Raw genomic sequence first — 23,633 nt, forward strand, 5'->3', positions numbered from 1 at the left:
TAGGAGACAAATATGAAACAATTATCTAGTGCACAAGTCCGCCAAATGTGGCTTGATTTCTGGGCAAGCAAAGGCCACTCTGTAGAACCATCTGTTAGCTTGGTTCCAGTAAACGATCCAACCCTTTTGTGGATCAACTCAGGGGTTGCCACTCTTAAGAAATACTTCGATGGAACCATCAAACCTGAAAATCCACGGATTACCAATGCTCAAAAAGCCATCCGTACCAATGATATCGAAAACGTAGGAAAGACTGCTCGTCACCATACCATGTTTGAAATGTTGGGGAACTTCTCAATCGGAGATTACTTCCGTGATGAAGCCATTACGTGGGCTTATGAACTTTTGACAAGCGCTGAATGGTTTGACTTCCCCAAAGACAAACTTTACATGACTTATTACCCTGACGACAAGGATTCATACAACCGTTGGATCGCTGTTGGGGTAGATCCAAGTCACTTGATCCCAATCGAAGACAACTTCTGGGAAATCGGTGCAGGGCCTTCTGGACCAGATACAGAAATCTTCTTTGACCGTGGAGAAGCCTTTGACCCTGAAAATATCGGTCTTCGTCTGCTTGCAGAAGATATCGAAAACGACCGTTACATCGAAATCTGGAACATTGTCTTGTCACAATTTAACGCAGACCCTGCTGTTCCTCGTAGCGAATACAAGGAATTGCCACACAAGAACATTGATACGGGCGCTGGTTTGGAACGTTTGGTAGCCGTTATTCAAGGAGCGAAGACCAACTTTGAAACAGACCTCTTCATGCCGATCATCCGTGAAGTTGAAAAGATGTCTGGTAAAACCTACGATCCAGATGGCGATAACATGAGCTTCAAGGTGATTGCTGACCACATCCGTTCGCTTTCATTTGCGATTGGTGATGGGGCTCTTCCAGGTAATGAAGGACGCGGTTACGTTCTTCGTCGTCTCCTCCGTCGTGCTTCCATGCATGGTCAAAAATTAGGGATTGAAGGAACCTTCTTGTATAAATTGGTTCCAACCGTTGGGAAGATCATGGAAAGCTACTACCCAGAAGTACTTGAAAAACAAGACTTCATCGAGAAAATTATCAAGAGTGAAGAAGAATCATTTGCTCGTACCTTGAACTCCGGACAACACTTTGCCCAAACTATCGTTGAAGACTTGAAAGCAAAAGGTCAAACAGTGATTGCTGGTCAAGATGTCTTCAAACTTTATGATACATATGGATTCCCCGTAGAATTGACAGAAGAAATCGCTGAAGAAGCTGGAATGACAGTCGATCGTGAAGGTTTTGAAGCAGCCATGAAGGAACAACAAGAACGGGCGCGTGCATCGGCTGTCAAAGGTGGATCTATGGGGATGCAAAATGAAACCCTTCAAAACATTACAGTTGAAAGTAGCTTCAACTACAATGCTAGTCAATTGCCTTCTAAGTTGGTGGCTATCGTAGCGGACAATGCAGAAGTAGAGGCTGTATCAGAAGGGACTGCATCATTGATCTTTGCAGAAACTCCATTCTACGCTGAAATGGGTGGACAAGTTGCGGACCATGGTCAAATCTTGGATGCTGCAGGAAACGTCGTAGCGACAGTGACAGATGTTCAAAAAGCACCAAATGGACAACCACTTCATACTGTTGAAGTTCTTGCTCCTCTTGCCTTGAACCAAGAATACACCTTGGCGATCGATACCAATCGTCGTCATCGTGTTATGAAGAACCACACTGCAACTCACTTGCTCCATGCGGCTCTTCACAATATCCTTGGTAACCATGCAACCCAAGCAGGATCTCTTAACGAAGTAGAATTCCTTCGCTTTGACTTCACTCACTTCCAAGCCGTAACTCCTGAAGAATTGCGCGCTATTGAACAACAAGTCAATGAAAAGATTTGGGAAGCGATCGCAGTCGAAACGATTGAAACAGATATCGATACTGCTAAAGAAATGGGAGCCATGGCCCTCTTTGGTGAGAAATACGGTAAGGAAGTCCGTGTTGTAACGATCGGTGACTACTCTGTTGAGCTCTGTGGTGGTACTCACGTAGGCAATACTTCTGAAATTGGTCTCTTCAAGATTGTCAAAGAAGAAGGAATCGGATCAGGAACTCGTCGTATCTTAGCAGTAACTGGTAAGGAAGCCTTCGAAGCATACCGTGAACAAGAAGACGCACTGAAAGCAGTCGCAGCAACCTTGAAAGCACCTCAACTCAAAGAAGTCCCTCACAAGGTGGAAGGTCTTCAAGAACAACTCCGTCAATTGCAAAAAGAAAATGCAGAATTGAAGGAAAAAGCGGCAGCAGCGGCAGCAGGCGATGTCTTCAAGAATGTTCAAGAAGCAAACGGTCACCGTTACATTGCCAGCCAAGTTTCTGTATCAGATGCAGGTGCCCTTCGTACCTTTGCCGATAACTGGAAACAAAAAGATTACTCGGATGTGCTTGTTCTTGTCGCAGCCATCGGTGACAAGGTCAATGTCCTTGTAGCCAGCAAGACAAAAGAAGTACACGCAGGTAATGTGATCAAAGAATTGGCTCCAATCGTCGATGGACGTGGTGGTGGGAAACCAGACATGGCCATGGCAGGAGGAAGCAACCAAGCGAAAATCCAAGAATTGTTGGATGCCGTAGCAGGTAAATTGTAATAATCGGAGAGGTTGGATGTTTGTCCAACCTCTTTTTTCAAAAAAAAGCAGATCCAATTAGAAAATGATTACAACAAAAAAACCTTTCCGTCTGGAAAGGTTTCAGATTGAAGATAAAGTCTTCTAAAAAACTTTCCTTAGGTGAGTACGGACGTCAGCGAACTTCAAAGAAGTTCCATGACTAATTCTTGAGACTAAGGTCTCAAGAATTCCGAGAGAGGCTGGGACAAAAGTCCTAGCCTCTCAATTATTTTTGGATTGTAGAGCAAGACGCAGTGGTTGAGTGGGCTCTACTATGCTGATTTCATCAGCTTTTACAGCCCTACTCAACTGTGCGGAGGTGGGACGACGAAATCGAATTCTAACGAATTACCGATTTCTGTCCCACTCTCACTTTTCTCACGGCGGAAATTTTCAGTATCTATTTAAATGTTTCTGAAAATTAGATGTCAATTATATTTTTTCAGGAATACTTTAATTCTTATTTTTACGGTCTTTACAAGTCCTAAGCGATCATTCTCAAAAAATATGTACAAAAAAACCTTTCCGTCTGGAAAGGTTTTTCTTCTTATAAACCGTAGTTATAATCGTCATCCTGCATGGCTTCTACTTCACCGAGAAGGTAACCATTTCCGACTTGAGAGAAGAAGTCGTGGTTAGAGGTACCGGTTGAGATTCCGTTCATGACGATTGGGTTAACGTCATCTGCTGAGTCTGGGAAAAGCGGATCTTGTCCCAAGTTCATGAGGGCTTTATTGGCGTTGTAGCGAAGGAAGGTCTTGACTTCCTCAGTCCAGCCCACACCGTCATAGAGGCTCTCTGTGTAGCCTTCTTCGTTTTCATAGAGGGTGTAGAGAAGATCATACATCCACTCTTTGAGTTTTTCTTGTTCTTCTTCTGGTAATTCGTTAAATCCAAGTTGGAACTTGTAGCCGATATAGGTTCCGTGAACTGATTCGTCACGAATGATCAACTTGATGATTTCAGCTACGTTGGCCAATTTGTTGTTTCCAAGATAGTAGAGAGGTGTGAAGAAACCAGAGTAGAAGAGGAAGGTTTCAAGGAAAACGCTGGCGACTTTCTTTTCAAGAGGGGTCCCATTGAGATAGATTTCGTTGATGATTTCTGCCTTCTTTTGAAGGAAAGGATTGGTGTTGGTCCATTCGAAAATCTCTTCGATTTCTGACTTAGTATTCAAAGTAGAAAAGATAGAAGAGTATGACTTAGCATGGACAGATTCCATAAATTGGATGTTGTTAAAGACAGCTTCTTCATGGGGAGTACGAATATCCGCACGAAGAGCCTGAACACCTGTTTCAGATTGCATGGTATCTAGAAGAGTTAATCCCCCAAAGACTTTACCAACTAGGTCTTTTTCTTTATTCGACAACTTTCTCCAGTCATCCAAGTCGTTTGACAAAGGGATACGTGTATCCAACCAGAATTGCTCTGTCAGTTTTTCCCAGGTCGATTTATCGATGACATCTTCGATCGCATTCCAGTTAATGGCTTTGTAGTATGTTTCCATTTGCATCACTTTCTTTTTCTATTCATTCAATCGTTACTATTCTACCATAAATTGATAGAATACCGCACAAAAAGTCGGCGAACCGACTTTTGATAGCTATCTAGGATAGCGGATTAGATGACACAGCTTTCACATTGGTTGGCGCCAACTTCTCCACCATCATCTGTAAAGGTACGGACGTAGTAGATAGACTTGATACCCTTGTTAAAGGCGTAGTTTCGAAGGATAGACAAGTCACGAGTGGTTTGTTTGTTTTCAGTTTTCCATTCGTAAAGACCCTTTGGAATATCGCTGCGCATAAAGAGAGTCAGTGAAAGACCTTGGTCTACATGCTCGGTTGCAGCAGCATAGACATCGATGACTTTTCTCATATCCATGTCGTAGGCAGAAGTGTAGTAAGGAATCGTTTCCGTTGACAATCCTGCTGCAGGGTAGTAGATCTTACCGATTTTCTTCTCTTGACGTTCTTCAATCCGTTGTGTAATTGGGTGGATAGAAGCAGATACGTCATTGATGTAGCTGATAGATCCATTTGGTGCGACAGCCAAGCGGTTTTGGTGGTAAAGACCATCTGCTTGAACTTTAGCACGCAGTTCTGCCCAATCCTCTGCACTTGGGATAAAGATATCTTTAAAGAGTTCTTTGACGCGATCAGATTTTGGTACAAATTCTCCAGTCGTGTACTTATCAAAGTAAGTACCGTTGGCATAGTCTGATTTTTCGAAGTTGTGGAAGGTAACACCACGTTCGCGCGCAATGTTATTTGATTCTACGAGAGTCCAGTAGTTCATGAGCATGAAGTAGATACTTGTGAACTCAACAGACTCAGGTGATCCGTATTCAATCAATTGTTGCGCAAGGTAGCTGTGAAGTCCCATAGCTCCAAGTCCGAACGAATGCGCCAGTTTATTTCCGTGGTCAATAGTTGGAACGGCTACGATATGAGAGCTATCTGTAACGAAGGTCAAAGCACGAACCATGGCACGAATCGAACGACCAAAATCAGGTGAAGTCATCATGTTAACTACGTTGGTTGAACCAAGGTTACATGAGACGTCTGTTCCCATTTGGACAAATTCTTGGGCATCGTTGATCAAGCTTGGTTCTTGAACCTGGAGGATCTCTGAACACAAGTTACTCATGATGATTTTTCCATCAACAGGGTTTGCCCGGTTAGCAGTATCAATGTTGACTACATATGGATAGCCAGATTCTTGTTGCAATTTAGAAATTTCAGTTTCTAAATCACGTGCCTTAATTTTTGTCTTGCGGATATTTGGATTAGCAACCAACTCATCGTATTTTTCAGTGATGTCGATGTAGTTAAATGGTACTCCGTATTCACGTTCCACAGAGTATGGGCTGAAGAGGTACATTTCTTCATTTTTACGAGCCAATTCATAGAATTTGTCTGGCACGACTACCCCAAGTGAGAGAGTCTTCACCCGAACTTTTTCATCAGCATTTTCTTTCTTAGTAGAAAGAAAGGCAATGATGTCTGGGTGGAAGACGTTGAGGTAAACCACCCCAGCCCCTTGGCGTTGTCCCAATTGGTTAGAGTAAGAGAAGCTATCTTCAAAGAGTTTCATAACAGGTACGACCCCAGAAGCGGCTCCTTCATACCCTTTGATTGGTGCTCCAGCTTCACGAAGGTTGCTGAGGGAAATCCCAACCCCACCACCGATACGTGAAAGTTGAAGGGCAGAGTTGATGGAACGTCCGATCGCATTCATATCATCAGTTACTTGGATCAAGAAACATGAAACCAATTCTCCACGGCGGGCACGACCAGCATTTAAGAAAGAAGGAGTAGCTGGTTGGTAGCGTTGGTGGATAATTTCGTTTGCGATGTCTCGTGCGATAGCTTCATTTCCATCTGCAAAATAGAGAGCATTGAAGAAGACACGGTCTTCCATGCTTTCAAGATAGTATTCTCCATCATTTGTTTTCAAAGCGTATTGGTTATAGAATTTGTAGGCCGCCATGAAGGACTTGAATTGGAAGTTTTGGTCTTTGATAAATTGGGCCAATTCCTCTAAAAATTCAGGACGGTATTTCTCGATAAAAGCTCTCTCAATGTAATTGTGCTCGAGAAGGTACTGAATCTTGTCTGTAATCGAGTCAAAGGCTTTAGTATTTGGTACAACATTTTCTTTAAAGAACGCATCCAAAGCTTCTTTATCTTTATGAAGCATGATTTGGCCGTTTACTGGACGGTTGATTTCATTGTTAAGACGAAAATACGTCACATCTTCAAGAGATTTTAATCCCATAATAATCCTTTTCTAGTTCAAAAAATGAAGAGGAGAAGTCCTCTCTTTCCAAGTAAAAAGTCTAGTGTTAGGTTGCTAACGCTAGACCCTATTTAAGCAAAATACTGTGTTTATTATGAAAGTTTCTTCAACTTAGCTGGTTGAAAACCAGAAAATACTTCATCCGGTGTTTGAATAACTGGAGCAGCATTGAAGCCAAGGTTCTTAACATGCTCTACAAATTCTGGCTGTTCGTCTAAGTTAATTTCGCGGTATTCCACATGATTGCTATCAAGGAATCGCTTGGTCATTTTGCATTGAACACAATTATTTTTTGAATAAATGGTTACCATTTCTTTTCCGTTCTCCTATCGAAATATAAATCTGTAAACAGTATAAACAAAATCCAGCAACTTGTCAACAAAATAAAACTAAATATTGTGCAAAGATATGAAATGGAGTTTTCAAAGCACAATATATTGTGGTGAGTGAAAAGCGTGAAAATCGAAGAAATGGGATAGGAATAGGCTTTAAAGCATCTTTAATTAGTTATAATTTTTTGGTGAATCAATATCCTGTGGTTCAAGAGCTTCTTTTCATTGAAAGCGGAGGAAAATGTTACTTATAATATAGTAGAAAATTGAAAAGATATTTCCTCTGTTCTTCAGGTGCTTCTTAAAATGTATCTAAATTGGGATTTTTCGCAGTCTTTTTCTGTAAGTCAGTGATAAAAATCTTGAAAAAAATTTCAAAAGATGATATAATACCAAATTGTAAGGGTTATCAAAAGGTAACTCAAAAACTATTTTTAAAAAGGAGAGTCAAACTATGGCTTCTAAAGATTTCCACATCGTGGCAGAAACAGGTATCCACGCACGTCCAGCAACTTTGTTGGTTCAAACTGCTAGCAAATTTGCTTCAGATATTACTCTTGAATACAAAGGTAAATCAGTTAACTTGAAATCAATCATGGGTGTTATGAGCCTTGGTGTTGGTCAAGGAGCAGACGTTGTAATCTCTGCAGAAGGTGCTGACGCTGATGATGCTATCGCAGCTATCTCAGAAACAATGACTAAAGAAGGATTGGCTTAAAATATGACAAAAATGCTAAAAGGAATTGCAGCATCTGACGGTGTTGCCGTTGCTAAGGCATATTTGCTCATTCAACCAGACTTATCATTTGAGACTGTTTCAGTCGAAGATACAAGTGCAGAAGAAGCTCGTTTGGATGCAGCTCTTGAAGCTTCACAAAACGAGCTTTCTCTTATTCGGGAGAATGCAGTAGCAAGCCTTGGTGAAGAAGCAGCGCAAGTTTTTGATGCGCATATGATGGTTCTCGCTGACCCTGAAATGATTGGTCAGATCAAAGAAACGATTCGTACGAAAAAAATCAATGCAGAGGCTGGCTTGAAAGAAGTCACTGACATGTTCATTGCAATCTTTGAAGGAATGGAAGACAATCCTTACATGCAAGAACGTGCAGCAGACATTCGCGACGTTACCAAACGTGTCCTTGCCAACTTGCTTGGTAAGAAATTGCCAAACCCTGCTTCTATCAATGAAGAAGCAATCGTGGTGGCGCATGACTTGACTCCATCTGATACAGCACAGTTGAACAAAAAGTATGTAAAAGCTTTTGTTACGAATATCGGTGGACGTACCAGTCACTCAGCTATCATGGCTCGTACACTTGAAATCGCAGCTGTTCTTGGTACAAATAACATCACAGAACTTGTCAAAGATGGCGATGTTTTGGCTGTTTCAGGGATCACTGGTGAAGTGGTGATCAACCCTACTGAAGAACAAATTGCAGAGTTCAAAGCAGCTGGTGAAGCTTATGCCAAACAAAAAGCTGAATGGGCTCTCCTTAAAGATGCGAAAACAGTGACTGCTGATGGAAAACACTTCGAGTTGGCTGCCAACATCGGTACACCTAAAGACGTTGAAGGTGTAAACGATAATGGTGCAGAAGCTGTTGGTCTCTATCGTACAGAATTCTTGTACATGGATTCTCAAGACTTCCCAACGGAAGATGACCAATACGAAGCCTACAAAGCAGTTCTTGAAGGTATGAATGGTAAACCTGTGGTTGTTCGTACAATGGATATCGGTGGGGATAAAGAACTTCCTTACTTCGACCTTCCTAAAGAAATGAACCCATTCTTAGGTTTCCGTGCTTTGCGTATTTCTATCTCTGAAACTGGTAATCAAATGTTCCGTACACAATTGCGTGCTTTGCTTCGGGCATCTGTTCACGGTAAATTGCGGATCATGTTCCCAATGGTTGCTTTGTTGACTGAGTTCCGTACAGCTAAAGGTATTCTTGAAGAAGAAAAGGCTAAATTGCTTGCGGAAGGTGTTGCTGTTGCAGACGATATCCAAGTAGGGATCATGATTGAAATCCCAGCTGCAGCAATGCTTGCGGATCAATTTGCTAAAGAAGTTGATTTCTTCTCAATTGGTACTAACGACTTAATCCAATACACAATGGCTGCTGACCGTATGAACGAGCAAGTTTCATACCTTTACCAACCATATAACCCATCTATCCTTCGTTTGATCAACAATGTGATCAAAGCGGCGCACGCTGAAGGCAAATGGGCTGGTATGTGTGGTGAAATGGCCGGTGACCAAACTGCTGTTCCACTTCTTGTCGGAATGGGCTTGGATGAGTTCTCTATGTCAGCGACATCTGTCCTTCGTACACGTAGCTTGATGAAGAAACTCGACACAGCTAAAATGCAAGAATACGCTAACCGTGCTCTTACTGAATGTTCAACCATGGAAGAAGTTCTTGAACTTTCAAAAGAATACGTGAACGTAGACTAAGAATTCAACAAGACTAAGACAAATCTGTCTTAGTCTTTTTTTACATTGTTCATAAAAATGTTCATTTTATTCGTAATAAACTAGTTAGTAATAAAAATAGTGATTTAAATGTTCGGTTTTTGTTTGATTTTCCTCGTATATATAGTATAATCGTAAGTAAGATAAGGAGGATGACCAAGGAAGGATCGAAAAGGTTCGGGAAAGAAAATGGAAAAACTTTTCCTGATAATTTTACATGATTTTACAGGAATCAACTTGAAAATTAAGTGATTTTATAGTAGAATAATATCAAATAGAAAACGCTTTCAAAAAGCAAAGAGGTGAGTATATGGATAGAAGCACAGACTTATGGACATTTGGAAGAGGGGATAATTTCCATCTTCAAGAGTACTTAGGAGCTCACAAGGAAACAAGGGGAGAACAAGAAGGCTTTACCTTCCGTGTTTGGGCTCCCAATGCTCAGGCGGTGGATCTGATTGGTGATTTCACTGATTGGGAAGCTCGTAAAATTCCAATGGTTCGTAATGAAGGAGGCGTCTGGGAAGTCTTCTGTTCCGATGCAAAAGAGGGAGATATATACAAGTATTTGGTGACTCGACAAAATGGTCATCAGGTGCAAAAAATCGATCCTCTAGCATTATGGATGGAAAAGAGACCCAATACAGGATCTATTATTAAGACCATTCCAGAGAAAAACTGGAAAGATGGTCTCTGGAGAGCACGCCGCAAAAAACTTGGTTTTAAGGAACGACCTGTTAATATTTATGAGGTTCACGCAGGATCTTGGAAACGAAATGACGATCACAGTTCCTATACCTTCAAACAACTAAAAGAAGAATTGATTCCGTATTTAGTGGAGATGAACTACACCCACGTAGAATTTATGCCAGTGATGGCCCATCCATTGGGATTGAGCTGGGGGTATCAGCTCATGGGCTATTTTGCCCTCGAGCAGACTTATGGTAGCCCAGAAGAATTTCAAGATTTCGTGGAAGAATGTCACCTCAACAATATCGGAGTAATTGTGGATTGGGTACCTGGCCATTTCATCATTAATGATGATGCTTTGGCATATTATGATGGAACACCAACCTTTGAATACCAGGATGAACATCGGGCCCATAACTATGGTTGGGGGGCTTTGAACTTCGATTTAGGAAAGAATCAAGTACAGTCTTTCTTGATTTCTAGTTTGAAGTTTTGGATTGAAACCTATCATTTAGATGGAATTCGGGTCGATGCTGTGAGCAATATGCTCTACCTCGATTATGACAGTGGTCCATGGACACCAAATATTGATGGGGGAAACCTCAACTATGAAGGGGTTCATTTCCTCAGACGTTTGAATGCGATTATCAAGAACGAACACCCAGATGTTATGATGATTGCTGAAGAAAGTTCTGCTGGTCAAAAGATCACAGGCCCTGAAGAAGAAGGTGGTCTTGGTTTTGACTATAAATGGAATATGGGTTGGATGAATGATATTCTACGATTCTATGAGGAAGACCCGGTCTACAGGAAATTTGACTTTAATCTGGTAACCTTTAGTTATATGTATGCATTTTCTGAGAATTTCTTACTACCATTTTCACATGATGAAGTGGTACACGGTAAGAAGAGTTTGATGCACAAGATGTGGGGAGATCGTTACAATCAATTTGCTGGACTCCGTAATCTTTTAACCTATCAGATCTGCCATCCAGGTAAGAAATTGCTCTTTATGGGTTCAGAATTTGGTCAATTTTTGGAATGGAAGTCAGAGGAGCAACTGGAATGGGGGAATCTAGAGGATGAAATGAATGCTAAGATGCGTCGTTTCACTTCTCATCTCAATCATTTCTACAAGGAACACAAGGAATTGTGGGAGATTGATGATAGCTTTGATGGCTTAGAGATTATTGATGCAGATAACCGGGATCAGAGCGTCTTGTCTATGGTCCGGAAGAATCGTAAAGGCGAGCTTCTAGTATGTGTCTTCAATATGGCACCAGTAGAACGCAAGGACTTTACAATTGGTGTGCCTGTATCAGCGGTCTATGAAGAAATTTGGAATACAGAATTAGAAGAATGGGGAGGTGTCTGGAAAGAGCACAATCCGACAGTTCAGTCTCAAGAGGGACTGTGGAAGGATTATGAACAAACTTTGACCTTTACTTTGCCGGCTTTAGGGGCTAGCATTTGGAAGGTGAAACGGAAGGTTCGCAAAACGAAATCTAAAACATCAGATAAAAAATGATGATCGGTTGACTCTAAGGGAGTCCAAGCTTTAAAAAGAGGAAGTAGTCAATGAAGAATGAAATGCTCGCTTTAATTCTTGCCGGTGGGCAAGGAACACGTCTTGGAAAATTAACCAAAAACATCGCGAAACCTGCGGTTCAATTTGGTGGGCGCTATCGGATTATCGATTTTGCTCTCTCAAACTGTGCCAACTCAGGAATTCACAATGTTGGTGTGATTACACAGTACCAACCCCTTGCACTTAACAGCCATATTGGAAATGGTTCCAGCTGGGGCTTGGATGGAATCAATACAGGTGTGTCTATTCTCCAACCTTATTCAGCTAGTGAAGGAAATCGGTGGTTCGAAGGAACTAGTCATGCGATTCTTCAAAACATCGACTATATCGATAGCATCAATCCGGAATATGTCTTGATTCTATCTGGGGACCACATCTACAAGATGGATTACGATGACATGCTTCAAGCGCACAAGGATAATAACGCAAGCTTGACTGTTGCCGTCCTAGATGTCCCTTTGAAGGAAGCAAGCCGTTTTGGAATCATGAATACAGATGCTAATAATCGGATTGTCGAATTTGAAGAAAAACCAGCTGAACCAAAATCTACCAAGGCTTCCATGGGAATTTACATCTTTGACTGGGCTCGTCTGCGCAATATGTTGGTTGCTGCTGAAAAGAGTGATATCGATATGTCAGACTTCGGTAAAAATGTCATTCCAACGTATCTAGAATCAGGCGAAAGTGTTTATGCTTATGAATTCAATGGTTATTGGAAAGACGTTGGTACGATTGAGTCTCTTTGGGAAGCCAATATGGAATATATCGATCCAAATAATGCCTTGGATAGTCGCGATCGTCACTGGAAAATCTATTCACGCAACCTCATTTCTCCACCGAACTTCTTTGGGGAAAATGGCCACATCGAAGATTCTCTTGTCGTCGATGGTTGTTCGGTAGACGGTACAGTCAAACACTCCATCTTATCAACAGAAGCTCAAGTTCGTGAAGGAGCAGTTGTCGAAGATGCTGTCGTGATGAGCAATGCCATTATCGGTAAAGGAGCTGTTGTGAAACGCGCGATTATTGGAGAAGGCGCAGTCATTGCAGAAGGTGTCGTGATTGATGGAACAGAGGAAGTACAAGTTGTCGGTTACAATGAAAAAGTGGGGGTAGCAACAGATGAAGATTGATAAATATTCAGCCATTTTAGGAAATACAGTTGGGTATCATGATATGTCCACTTTGACCAGCCATCGTCCGGTAGCCTCCCTACCGTTTGATGGGAAATACCGCTTGATTGACTTCCCATTGTCTAGCCTTGCGAATGCTGGTATTCGTAGTGTTTTTGGGATTTTCCAACAAGAAAATATTAGTTCGGTCTTTGACCATATTCGTTCAGGTCGTGAGTGGGGCTTGTCTACTTTATTGAGCCACTATTACCTCGGAATCTATAATACTCCAGTTGAAAATACAACGGTAGGGCCAGAATACTACCAACAATTATTGACCTATTTGAAACGGTCTGGTTCCAACCAAACAGTTGCTTTAAACTGTGATGTTTTGATGAATATTGACCTCAATCAAGTTTTCCACTTGCATAATAGCGTTGACCGTCCGATTACAGTTGTTTACAAAAAGTTGCATCTTCAAAATATCTCTGAAGTCAATGCTGTCTTGAAAATTGATGAAACAGACCATGTTACAGAGCAAAGACTTTTTGATGGCAAGGATCCTGACGAAGTCTACAACATGTCAACAGATGTCTTTATTGTGGACACTCCTTGGTTGATTGAAAAAATTGAAGAAGAAGCCAAGAAAGAATACCCACAAAAATTGCGCTATATCTTGCGTGATTTGGCGGTGGAATACAATGCTTTTGCCTTTGAATATACAGGTTACTTAGCCAATATTCATTCAGTTGAATCATACTACCATGCAAACTTGGATATGTTGGAAAACCAAAAATTCATGAAGCTCTTTTCACCAAACCAAAAGGTGTATACGAAAGTGAAGAATGAAGAACCAACGTATTATTCCAAGACTTCACATATTAAAACGTCTCAATTTGCTTCGGGTAGTATTGTAGAAGGAACCGTTGAACGTTCCATTGTTTCACGTCGGGTACGCCTTTATGAAGGTTCAGAAGTACGCAGTAGCCTTCTCTTCCCTGGTGTTGTGATTCATGAAAATGCAATCGTCGAACATGCCATTCTGGATAAGGGTGTTGAAGTGGCTGCTGGTGTGACGATTCGTGGGACAGAAGAAGCACCTGTCGTGGTTAAAAAAGGAACGATTGTTACAGAGGATATTGTCTAATGAAACTATTATTTGTTGCAGCTGAAGGAGCACCGTTTTCTAAAACAGGTGGTTTGGGAGACGTTATTGGCGCTCTTCCTAAATCCTTAGCGAAAAGTGGTCATGATGTGCGCGTGATCCTCCCTTACTATGATATGGTAGAGGCTAAGTTTGGAGATCAAATCGAAGATGTCTTGCATTTTGAGACCAAGGTTGGCTGGAGAAGTCAATATGTTGGTGTGAAACGCATTGTGCGCGATGGAGTCACCTTTTACTTTATTGATAACCAACATTATTTCTTTAGAGGTCATGTGTATGGTGACTTCGATGATGGCGAACGCTTTGCCTTCTTCCAGCTCGCGGCCTTAGAAACGATGGAACGAGTTGACTTCATTCCAGATGTTCTTCATGCCCATGATTACCATACGGCGATGATTCCTTTCTTGCTGAAGGAAAAATACCGTTGGATTCAAGCTTATCATGGAATTAAGACAGTATTGACCATCCATAATTTGGAATTCCAAGGTCAGTTCGACCCAGGAATGTTGTGGGATCTTTTCGGAGTTGGATTTGAACGCTATGCAGATGGAACACTTCGATGGAATGATTGCCTGAACTGGATGAAAGCCGGCATTCTATATGCTGACCGTGTGACAACTGTTTCTCCTAGCTATGCGCATGAGATTATGACTGCTGAATATGGTTGTGGCTTGGATCAGATCCTTCGGATGGAGTCTGGCAAGGTGACCGGAATTGTTAACGGGATTGATGCAGATCTGTATAATCCTGAAACGGATCCACTCTTGACGTATCACTTCAGTCTCTCAGATCTTTCAGGTAAAGCAGCTAGTAAACGAGCTCTTCAAGAACGTGTCGGTCTACCTGTTCGCGATGATGTTCCTTTGTTTGGGATCGTCTCTCGTTTGACACGTCAAAAAGGCTTTGACGTGGTGGTAGAAGAGTTGCATCAACTCTTGCAAAAGGATATTCAGATTGTCTTGCTCGGTACAGGAGATCCTGGATTTGAAAATGCCTTTGCTTGGTTCGGTCATGCTTTTCCGGATAAACTGTCGGCTAATATCACATTTGATGTCCAATTGGCCCAAGAAATCTATGCAGCGTCGGATGTCTTCTTGATGCCAAGCCGCTTTGAACCATGTGGCCTTTCTCAAATGATGGCCATGCGTTATGGAACCCTTCCTCTGGTGCATGAAGTCGGCGGACTTCGAGATACGGTCCAACCGTATAATGCTGTTGATGGAAGTGGAACAGGCTTTAGCTTCAATAATTTGTCTGGTTATTGGTTTAACTGGGCAGTTGATGAGGCATTAGCTGTCTACTACAATGACAAACAGGCTTGGTATGGTCTCCAAGAACAAGCTATGACGCGTGACTTCTCATGGGATACAGCTAGTCAACGATACAATGATTTGTACCAATCCTTATAAATAGATCTATGATACTAACGCCTTTCGAGGCGTTTTTTGGTTTGCTTTCTTCCGATAAAGAAAACGGTTTATTTTTTTGAGTTTTAGAGCTTGCTAAAATAGAAGAAAAAAGATAAGATAGGTAAAGGTAAAAAATCCCGGGAAGGTTCTTATTTCTGGAAAGGATCCCATCCTCTCTAAAAATAATCAGGTCCCTGCTCGAGGGTTAAATATTACTATATAGGAATTTTAGGATGAAAAAAGCGAAACAAACGTTTGAAAAAATGACCAAATATTCGATTCGGAAATTATCTGTCGGTGTTGGTCCGGTGGCCATTGGAGCCTTTTTATTAGGAGGAAGCTTGTTAGGAGCTCGTCCTGTCCAAGCTGATCAGATGACTCTACCTGCTCATGTTCACTTAGGATATGTGACAGAAGAAGAGCTGACTGCTGAAGAAAAAGCACAGGTGATTCATGCAATCCCTGAAGAGTATCAAAATGAAGATACTTTCTATCTCGTCTATAAGAAGAAGGAAGCAATTCAGTCGGTTCTTCCTCAGACAGGAAGTCAGGAAGTCGCCCTTTTTGGGCTAAGTCTAGCCACAGCTTCCTTTGCGGTCCTCTTACTCTCTAAAAAGCACCGGAAGAAGGTCATGGGCGTCCTTTTGATTGGAGCCATGGGACAAAGTCTTCTACTTCCAGTTGAAGTCGCAGCCCTACAAAATCAAGTTTTGCGCGCCTATAATCAGGATCTTGCGATCGCATCGAGCAAAGATCTTGCAAATGGCGTGATTCAAATTGACGGCTATGACTATATTGGTTATCTGCGCTACCCGTCAGTCCAAAAGACGAGCTTACGAGAGCCAAAGGCTATGCAGGAAACGAAACCTTCTGTAGAAGGAACGATCAAAACAAGTACAGGTATTCCACAAGTGGAAGCACAAGCGCGTGTGACCCCAGAAGTCTCTCCAGCCTTTCCTCAAGTTGAAAAACCAAGCCTGGAAGTCTCTACTGAGCCTGTGCCATTTGAAACTGTCAAACAAGCTGATCCTACATTACCTAAAGGGCAAACCAAGGTGCTGACTGCTGGTCAAAATGGGGAGCGGACCCTATTGACAGAAGTGAGTGTGGTAGATGGGCAAGAAGTTCGCAGAGTCGTTGAAAGCAAGGTCACTAAAGAACCAGTTTCACAAATTCTTGCTGTTGGGACAAAAGAGGATGTTCAACCAAGTCCACAACCTACCCCAGTGGTCACAGCTAAGGGGACACAAGAAGAAGGTCATGTCGGTGAAGCTCCTATTCAACCGGAGAACCCAGCCTATACAGGTGTGGTGGAAGCTAAGGGGACACAAGAAGAAGGCCATGTCGGCGAAGCCCCTGTTCAACCAGAGAACCCAGCCTATACAGGGGTAGTAGAAGCCAAGGGAACACAAGAGGAAGGCCATGTTGGTGAAGCTCCTGTACAGCCAGAGAATCCAGCCTATACCGGTGTCATCGAAGCCAAAGGAACGCAAGAGGAAGGCCATGTTGGTGAAGCTCCTGTACAGCCTGAGAACCCAGCCTATACCGGTGTCATCGAAGCTAAGGGAACACAGGAAGAAGGTCATGTCGGTGAAGCTCCTGTTCAACCGGAGAATCCAACCTATCAAGTTACGGAAGGGACGGTAACAGAGACAGAAACGGTAATCCTTCCATATGAAACAGAGTATGTAACGGATGCCAATCGTTACACCGATGAAGAAAGCCTTCTTCAGAAAGGCGAGGCTGGTAGTCAGGAGATTCGTCGTGTTTATAAGACGGTCAATGGTGAGAAGATTGGCGAGCCCGTGAGCACGACAACTGAAACGGTAAAAGCTCCTGTGACAGAAAAAATTAGTCGTGGGACTAAGGCGATTGAAGGCCAAACAGAGGAAGTTGCTTTTGAAGAAATTCCATTTAAGACGGTAACCGAACAAGATGCCACCTTGCTAAAAGGAACCGAAAGGGTTTCTCAAGTCGGTAAAAATGGGAAGAAAAAAATCACCAAGGTCTATAAGACCATTAAAGGTGTCAAAACAACGGATGCTCCTACAATTTCTGAAGAAGTAGTAGAACAAGCCCAAGATCAGATCATTCAACAAGGGACCAAAGAACTTGATAAGCCTACCTTAACTTTGACCCAGGTCGATAAGGAAGAATTGAAGCGCAGTGCTAAAGCTACTTATCATTTGGATAAACCAGACGGTGTGACCATCAAGTCCATCCAGGCTGTATTGAAGAAGGGTGATCAAGTGGTGAAAACCCTGACCCTTTCAGAGACGGACTTGGCAGCTGCTTTAGCAGACTTGGACTACTACAAGGATTATACGCTCGCAACGACCATGGTGTATGACCGTGGAAATGGGGATGAAGAAGAAGTTCTCAAGGAAGAACCACTGAGAATTGATCTTAAAAAAGTTGAAATCAAAAACATCAAGGAAACCAGTCTGATTAGCGTGGATGACCAAGGTCTTGAGACCGATAGCAGCCTCTTGTCTGAAACACCATCAGATGTGAAGCCTTACTACTTAAAGGTCACTACCTATGATAATAAGGTTACAAAACTAGCCGTTGATAAAATTGAAGAAGTAACGGTAGATGGCGTGACCCTCTACAAAGTAACAGCCAAAGCTCCTGATCTCATTCAACGGACTGCGGACAACCAGTTCAGTGAGGTCTATGTCCACTATATTGCGAAACCCAAAGCACATGAAGGTGATATCTACTACAATTTCAACGAACTTGTAAAAGCTATGCAAGCCAATCCGACTGGTACCTTTAAACTGGGTAGCAATATGAATGCGGCTAATGTCCAGCCAGCAGGGAAATCCTATGTGACCAATGCCTTCAAGGGAATTTTGGAAAGTACGGATGGAAATACATTTGCCATCCATAACATTACAAGACCATTATTTGGGAACATCGAAGGTGGCTCGGTTAAGAATCTCTTGCTTGAAAATGTCAATATTGACCTACCTGGGACAGATCGAGTAGCACCAATCGCAGGTGTTATCAAAAACAATGCAACTGTTGAAAATGTTAAAGTAACAGGAAGTGTTGTCGGGAACAATGACGTAGCAGGGATCGTCAATAAAATTGATGGCAGTGGGAAAGTAAGTAATGTCGCCTTTATCAGGAAACTGCACGCTGCTGGGAACAAAGGTGGCTATCTAGCGGGTGTTGTTGGTGAGAACTGGAAAGGTGTCGTTGAAAAAGCTTACGTTGATGCTGAAATCACTGGGAACAAAGCCAAAGCTGCAGGTCTCGTTTATTCCTCTCAAAATGGTGGAAATAACCACACAGTAGGTAAAGAAGGGGTTCTCAGAAATTCAGTTGCTAAAGGTTCAATTGAACTCAAAGAAGCGGTTCAATCGGGTGGATTACTAGGGACCAACTGGGCCTTGGGGACTATTGAAGACAACATCACCATGATGAAAGTCAAAACGGGTGAGATGGTCTTTGGTCACTCAGATATTGACGCAGATGATTACTTCACCTATTCAAGAACCAAGCGCAATTACAGTGTGGAAGGCGTGAGTGAAGGGAAGAAAAGCTTTAACAACTCCCGTAAAATCCCTAGCATCTCGCTGGCAGAAGCTGAGCAGAAAATCGATGCAATGGGAATCACTGCTGATAAATTTACCAGCAGTAAACCGATTGAAGATACACTCAATAACCTTGTTAACACAGACGATCAATACAAGGCAATCACTGCTTATGATGCGACTCGTGAGCTAGCTTACCGCAATATTGCTAAACTGCAACCTTTCTACAACAAAGAATGGATTGTCGACCAAGGGAATAAACTGGCTGCAACGAGTCCTCTCTTGACCAAGGAAGTTTTGTCTGTGACCGCTATGAAGGGCAATGATTTTGTCACTGAACTATCGGATGCCGACCACATCCTGATCCACTACGCAGATAAGACCAAAGATGTCTTCAGCATTTCACCGAAAGAGTCTAATGTCAAACAAGTCAAAGAGTACAGTGTAGCGGAGCTCGGTGAAGTAGTCTACACGCCGAATATGGTGGACAAAGATCGGAGCGATCTCATTGGTGCCATCGTAGAGAAATTAAGTCCTGTCGAATTACAATCAGATCCAATCTACACACATCTTGGTCGAACAGGTCCTAACAAAGTCAATGCCATTAAGAACCTTTACCTTGAAGAAAGTTTCCAAGCAGTCAAGGACAATCTGACTCACTTTGTCAAACAACTGGTTGAAAACCAAGACCATCAATTAAATACAGATGAGTCTGCCAAACGGGCCCTCATCAAGAAAGTTGATGACAACAAGGCCGCTGTTCTTTTGGGTCTCTCTTACCTCAACCGCTATTATGGAGTGAAGTTTGATGATGTCAATCTTAAGCAGCTCATGTTGTTCAAGCCAGACTTCTATGGGAAGAATGTTGATGTCTTAGACCGTTTGATTGAAATTGGTTCAAAAGAAGACTACATCAAAGGGACTCGTACCCACGATGCCTTCCGTGAAGTTGTGGCTAAATCGACTCTTTCTGGTAACTTAAATGACTTCCTGAAATACAATATGGAGCTCTTTACAAGTGATAGAGACTTAAATGATTGGTTCATCAAAGCAACCAAAGACAATGTCTATATTGTGGAACCTGAGACGACCAATCCAGCATTCGCGTCTGCTAAACACAGAGCCTATGAGGGCTTAAACAATGATGTTCACGGTAAAATGATCTTGCCACTCTTGAACTTAAAAGATGCTCATATGTTCTTGATTTCAACCTACAATACCATGGCCTATAGTTCCTTCGAGAAATATGGCAAGAACACGGAAGCAGAGCGGAATGCCTTCAAAGCCGAAATTGATAAGGTGGCAAAAGGACAACAGAATTACCTAGATTTCTGGTCACGTCTAGCAACGGATAAGGTTCGCAATCAACTCTTGAAGAGCAATAATATGGTGCCGACCCCTGTCCTTGATAATCAAAACTACAAGGGTATTAGTACAGACCGTTATGGACATACCAACAGTGGCAAAGATGTGGCTCCAATCCGTGAATTGTATGGTCCAACCGATCGTTACCATGCGACAGATTGGCGGATGGGAGCAGTGGCGCGAATTTACGGAAATCCATATAAAGACGACTCTGTCTTCTTCATGGTGACCGATATGATCAGTGACTTTGGGGTCTCTGCCTTTACCCACGAAACGACGCACGTCAATGACCGTATGGTTTACTTAGGTGGTTGGAGACATCGCGAAGGAACTGATATCGAAGCCTTTGCCCAAGGCATGCTCCAAACGCCATCCGTATCCAATCCAAATGGGGAATACAAGGCCCTAGGACTCAATATGGCCTATGAACGTCCAAATGATGGAAACCAATGGTACAATACCAATCCGAATGACCTCACATCACGTGAGGACATCGATCGGTATATGAAAGGCTATAATGATACCCTCATGCTTCTGGATTACCTAGAAGGAGAAGCTGTCCTCAACAAAGGCAGTCAAGACTTGAACAATGCATGGTTCAAGAAGGTTGATAAACAATACCGAGGGGCTAACACCAAGAATCAATTTGATAAGGTACGTCCTTTGAGCGATGAGGAAAAAGCCATCACCTTACATTCAGTAGATGATCTCATCACCAACAACTTCATGACCAATCGTGGTCCTGGAAATGGAGTCTATAATCCATCTGACTTTGGCTCAGCCTATGTGACGGTGCCGATGATGACAGGGATCTATGGTGGAAACACCAGTGAAGGGGCTCCTGGAGCCATGTCCTTCAAACACAATACCTTCAGACTCTGGGGTTACTATGGCTATGAAAAAGGCTTCTTAGGCTATGCTTCAAACAAGTATAAACAAGAATCCAAACAAGCAGGTCATGCGACTCTAGGGGATGATTACATCATTCAAAAGATTTCTGATGGGAAATTCAGTACCCTTGAAGACTGGAAGAAAGCCTACTTCAATGAAGTGGTAACCAGTGCCAAAAATGGACTTCAGGCTATTGACATCGATGGGAAGACCTACAATAGCTATGAAGACTTGAAACGTGCATTTGCTGAAGCAGTGGATAAAGATAAGGCTACTCTAAGTAACGGTTCTGTCAAATTTGACAATACGGTTGCACTGAAAGAAAAAATCTTTAAGAAATTGCTCCAACAAACAGATAGTTTTAAAACGTCTATCTTTAAATAATTGAATTCTCTCATCTGCTGAGCAGGTGAGAGTTTTTTAGAAGGAAAAATGAATAGAGGTGGACAAAGTGTCTAAAAATTAAAAGGAATCAATCGTAGATCGGAAAGATTATCATATTAAAAAAATAACGTAATTTAACAAAAACGCTTTCTTTTCTAGGAAATATTTGACTATTATATCTTTTAGGAGTAAACTAAGGAGGTAAAATTTATAAAAGGAGAATTCATCATGAATTTAACATTTTTAGGTCTTTGTTTAGCCTGCTTTGGTGTATCACTGGCAGAAGGTTTGATGATGAGCAGCCTATTGAAATCTGCGTCTCGTCAACCAGAAATTATTGGTCAATTGCGTAGCCTCTTGATTCTTGGTGTTGCCTTTGTCGAAGGTACTTTCTTCGTAACCTTGGTTATGGCCTTCATTATCAAATAAGCACTTCTATTTTAGAAAAGGAGGTGTCAAAACTTGGAAGAAAGTATCACTCCAACGATAACTCTTGGACCTGTAACTTTTAATTTGACCCTACTTGCTATGACCTTGATTGCTGTTTTGGTGGTTTTTGGCTTTATTTATTGGGCCAGCCGTAAAATGACGATCCGACCAAAGGGCAAACAAAATGTGCTGGAATACGCATATGACTTTGTCGTAGGCTTCACCAAAGGAAATATTGGGGAACATTATATAAAGGACTATTCCTTGTTCTTGTTTGTTCTTTTCCTATTTCTTTTAGTGGCCAATAACATTGGATTGATGGCTAAAATCGAAACGACCAATGGTTACAATTTGTGGACATCACCAACCGCTAACCTGGGTTATGACTTTGCCTTTTCATTTTTGATCACCTTAATCGCCCATGTAGAAGGAATTCGCCGACGTGGTGTGAAGGAATATTTAAAGGCTTTTGTGACACCTGGATTTATGACCCCCATGAATATTTTGGAAGAATTAACGAACTTTGCCTCCTTGGCACTTCGGATCTTCGGAAATATCTTTGCGGGTGAGGTATTAGCAAGCTTGCTCGTGAACTTATCACACCAAGCTTTCTATTGGTATCCATTTGCCTTTATTGGTAGCATGGCATGGACTGCATTTTCAATTTTTATTTCATGTATCCAAGCCTATGTGTTTACCATGTTGTCATCAATCTATATTGGTAAGAAAATTAATGGCGAAGAGTAAGTAGAGGAGGAGTAGAAGAATGCATGTATCAATGAGTGAAATTATTGGTAACTTTATTCTCATTGCTGGTTCCTTCCTATTATTAATCTTTTTAATAAAGAAATTTGCATGGAACAATATCAATGGAATTTTAGAAGCGCGTGCCAAAAAGATTACAGATGATATTGATGGAGCAGAATCAGCTCGTCAAAAAGCTGAGGAACTAGCAAGTAAACGTGAAGAAGAGTTGGCAGGTAGCCGCAAAGAAGCTGCGTCTATCGTCGAAAATGCAAAGGAAACTGCAGAAAAGAACAAATCTCAGATCCTTTCAGAAGCCACTCAAGAAGCAGTACGTTTGAAAGAAAAAGCGCAACAAGAAATTGCGCATAACAAAGAAGAAGCATTGAACAGTATCAAAGGCGATGTGGCAGATCTCACTGTCAATCTTGCCGGCAAATTGTTGAGTCAACAGCTGGATGCTGAAGGTCAACGCCAACTGATTGATCGCTATCTTGATGAATTAGGAGAAGCCTAATGGACAAAAAGCAACTGATGGTGATTGAGAAATATACCCAGCCTTTTGTTCAATTGGTCTTTGAAAAAGGAGAACAAGATCTTGTCTTTGAAAAATTGACCCAAATCAAGGGCATTTTTGAGGAGACTGGACTTGCTAACTTCTTAGCTCATATCGGTGTAGAGGATGAAGAGAAAGCAAAAAGTCTCAGACTTTTTCAACCCTCTGATTCACAATTACTCGACCATTTGATTGAAGTGGTTATTCTCAATCATCGTGAAGCCTTATTTTATGACATTGTAACGATTTGTTTGGATCAGATTCAACTGTTGAGCAACGCATTTGTCGTCACTGTTACGACAGTTGCTGGTTTGGATCCTGTTCAAGAGCAAAAGCTAATCCCCATTATCGAAAGAAAATTTGGGATTCAAGTTCGCTCAATCCAACAAAAGATCGATCCAGATTTAATTGGTGGCTTTGTCGTGACAGCCAATCATAAAACGTTGGATACCAGTCTCAAACACCAATTGCAAGTTATAAAATCTAAATTGAAATAGAAA

Annotated in this window: 15 protein-coding genes; 12 read left to right on the forward strand and 3 right to left on the reverse strand. The window is 41.9% G+C overall.

The features are described 5' to 3' along the window. Positions 1-12 precede the first annotated feature (12 nt). The gene (gene alaS / locus K1I56_RS04255; RefSeq protein WP_223325356.1) at positions 13-2,631 is read left to right on the forward strand and encodes an alanine--tRNA ligase; all 2,619 of its coding nucleotides are present in this window, start codon (positions 13-15) and stop codon (positions 2,629-2,631) included. Between the two features lie 568 nt (positions 2,632-3,199). On the opposite strand, the gene nrdF is transcribed toward alaS, so the two are convergent. The 3 genes from nrdF to nrdH form a co-directional block, all read right to left on the reverse strand. After that, a complete protein-coding gene (gene nrdF, locus K1I56_RS04260; protein ID WP_003011591.1) occupies positions 3,200-4,159 on the reverse strand; it encodes a class 1b ribonucleoside-diphosphate reductase subunit beta in 960 nt (319 codons plus the stop codon). A 113-nt stretch (positions 4,160-4,272) separates the two neighbouring features. Continuing rightward, entirely contained in the window at positions 4,273-6,432 is a 2,160-nt protein-coding gene (nrdE, locus tag K1I56_RS04265; protein WP_049472150.1) for a class 1b ribonucleoside-diphosphate reductase subunit alpha, read from the reverse strand. Positions 6,433-6,545: 113 nt separating this feature from the next. Then, on the reverse strand, positions 6,546-6,764 hold the full coding sequence (nrdH, locus tag K1I56_RS04270) for a glutaredoxin-like protein NrdH (protein ID WP_003006408.1): 219 nt from the start codon (positions 6,762-6,764) through the stop codon (positions 6,546-6,548). 475 nt (positions 6,765-7,239) lie between these two features. On the opposite strand from nrdH, the gene K1I56_RS04275 reads away from it, so the two are divergent. The 11 genes from K1I56_RS04275 to K1I56_RS04325 all read left to right on the forward strand — a co-directional run bounded on the left by K1I56_RS04275 (position 7,240) and on the right by K1I56_RS04325 (position 23,630). After that, a complete protein-coding gene (locus tag K1I56_RS04275) occupies positions 7,240-7,503 on the forward strand; it encodes a phosphocarrier protein HPr (RefSeq protein WP_003006411.1) in 264 nt (87 codons plus the stop codon). Between the two features lie 3 nt (positions 7,504-7,506). Continuing rightward, positions 7,507-9,240: a phosphoenolpyruvate--protein phosphotransferase gene (ptsP, locus tag K1I56_RS04280; protein ID WP_003006414.1), complete on the forward strand. Its 1,734-nt coding sequence runs from the start codon at positions 7,507-7,509 to the stop codon at positions 9,238-9,240. A 328-nt stretch (positions 9,241-9,568) separates the two neighbouring features. Continuing rightward, the gene (gene glgB / locus K1I56_RS04285; protein WP_223325357.1) at positions 9,569-11,476 is read left to right on the forward strand and encodes a 1,4-alpha-glucan branching protein GlgB; all 1,908 of its coding nucleotides are present in this window, start codon (positions 9,569-9,571) and stop codon (positions 11,474-11,476) included. A 50-nt stretch (positions 11,477-11,526) separates the two neighbouring features. Further along, positions 11,527-12,669: a glucose-1-phosphate adenylyltransferase gene (locus K1I56_RS04290; RefSeq protein ID WP_070586547.1), complete on the forward strand. Its 1,143-nt coding sequence runs from the start codon at positions 11,527-11,529 to the stop codon at positions 12,667-12,669. Beyond that, positions 12,659-13,795, forward strand: a complete 1,137-nt coding sequence (gene glgD, locus K1I56_RS04295) for a glucose-1-phosphate adenylyltransferase subunit GlgD (RefSeq protein WP_223325358.1) — start codon at positions 12,659-12,661, stop codon at positions 13,793-13,795. The genes K1I56_RS04290 and glgD overlap by 11 nt, the downstream gene beginning before the upstream one ends. After that, the gene (glgA, locus tag K1I56_RS04300) at positions 13,795-15,222 is read left to right on the forward strand and encodes a glycogen synthase GlgA (protein ID WP_118228343.1); all 1,428 of its coding nucleotides are present in this window, start codon (positions 13,795-13,797) and stop codon (positions 15,220-15,222) included. The genes glgD and glgA overlap by 1 nt, the downstream gene beginning before the upstream one ends. 233 nt (positions 15,223-15,455) lie before the next feature. Continuing rightward, positions 15,456-21,404 (forward strand): ZmpA/ZmpB/ZmpC family metallo-endopeptidase, encoded by a 5,949-nt coding sequence (locus K1I56_RS04305; protein ID WP_223325359.1) that lies wholly within the window; start codon positions 15,456-15,458, stop codon positions 21,402-21,404. Between the two features lie 228 nt (positions 21,405-21,632). Beyond that, positions 21,633-21,833 carry a F0F1 ATP synthase subunit C gene (locus K1I56_RS04310; RefSeq protein ID WP_003006433.1) on the forward strand — a complete coding sequence of 67 codons (201 nt, stop codon included), beginning with the start codon at positions 21,633-21,635 and terminating at the stop codon, positions 21,831-21,833. Between the two features lie 33 nt (positions 21,834-21,866). Next, on the forward strand, positions 21,867-22,580 hold the full coding sequence (gene atpB / locus K1I56_RS04315; protein ID WP_004219958.1) for a F0F1 ATP synthase subunit A: 714 nt from the start codon (positions 21,867-21,869) through the stop codon (positions 22,578-22,580). 19 nt (positions 22,581-22,599) lie between these two features. Further along, positions 22,600-23,094, forward strand: coding sequence for a F0F1 ATP synthase subunit B (gene atpF, locus K1I56_RS04320; protein WP_003006439.1), 495 nt, complete (start codon positions 22,600-22,602; stop codon positions 23,092-23,094). Then, complete coding sequence (locus tag K1I56_RS04325; RefSeq protein ID WP_024055549.1) at positions 23,094-23,630, forward strand: F0F1 ATP synthase subunit delta; 537 nt, start codon at positions 23,094-23,096, stop codon at positions 23,628-23,630. The genes atpF and K1I56_RS04325 overlap by 1 nt, the downstream gene beginning before the upstream one ends. The last annotated feature ends 3 nt before the right edge of the window (positions 23,631-23,633 follow it).

The organism is Streptococcus parasanguinis (assembly GCF_019929185.1).
Taxonomy (GTDB): Bacteria; Bacillota; Bacilli; order Lactobacillales; family Streptococcaceae; genus Streptococcus; species Streptococcus parasanguinis_O.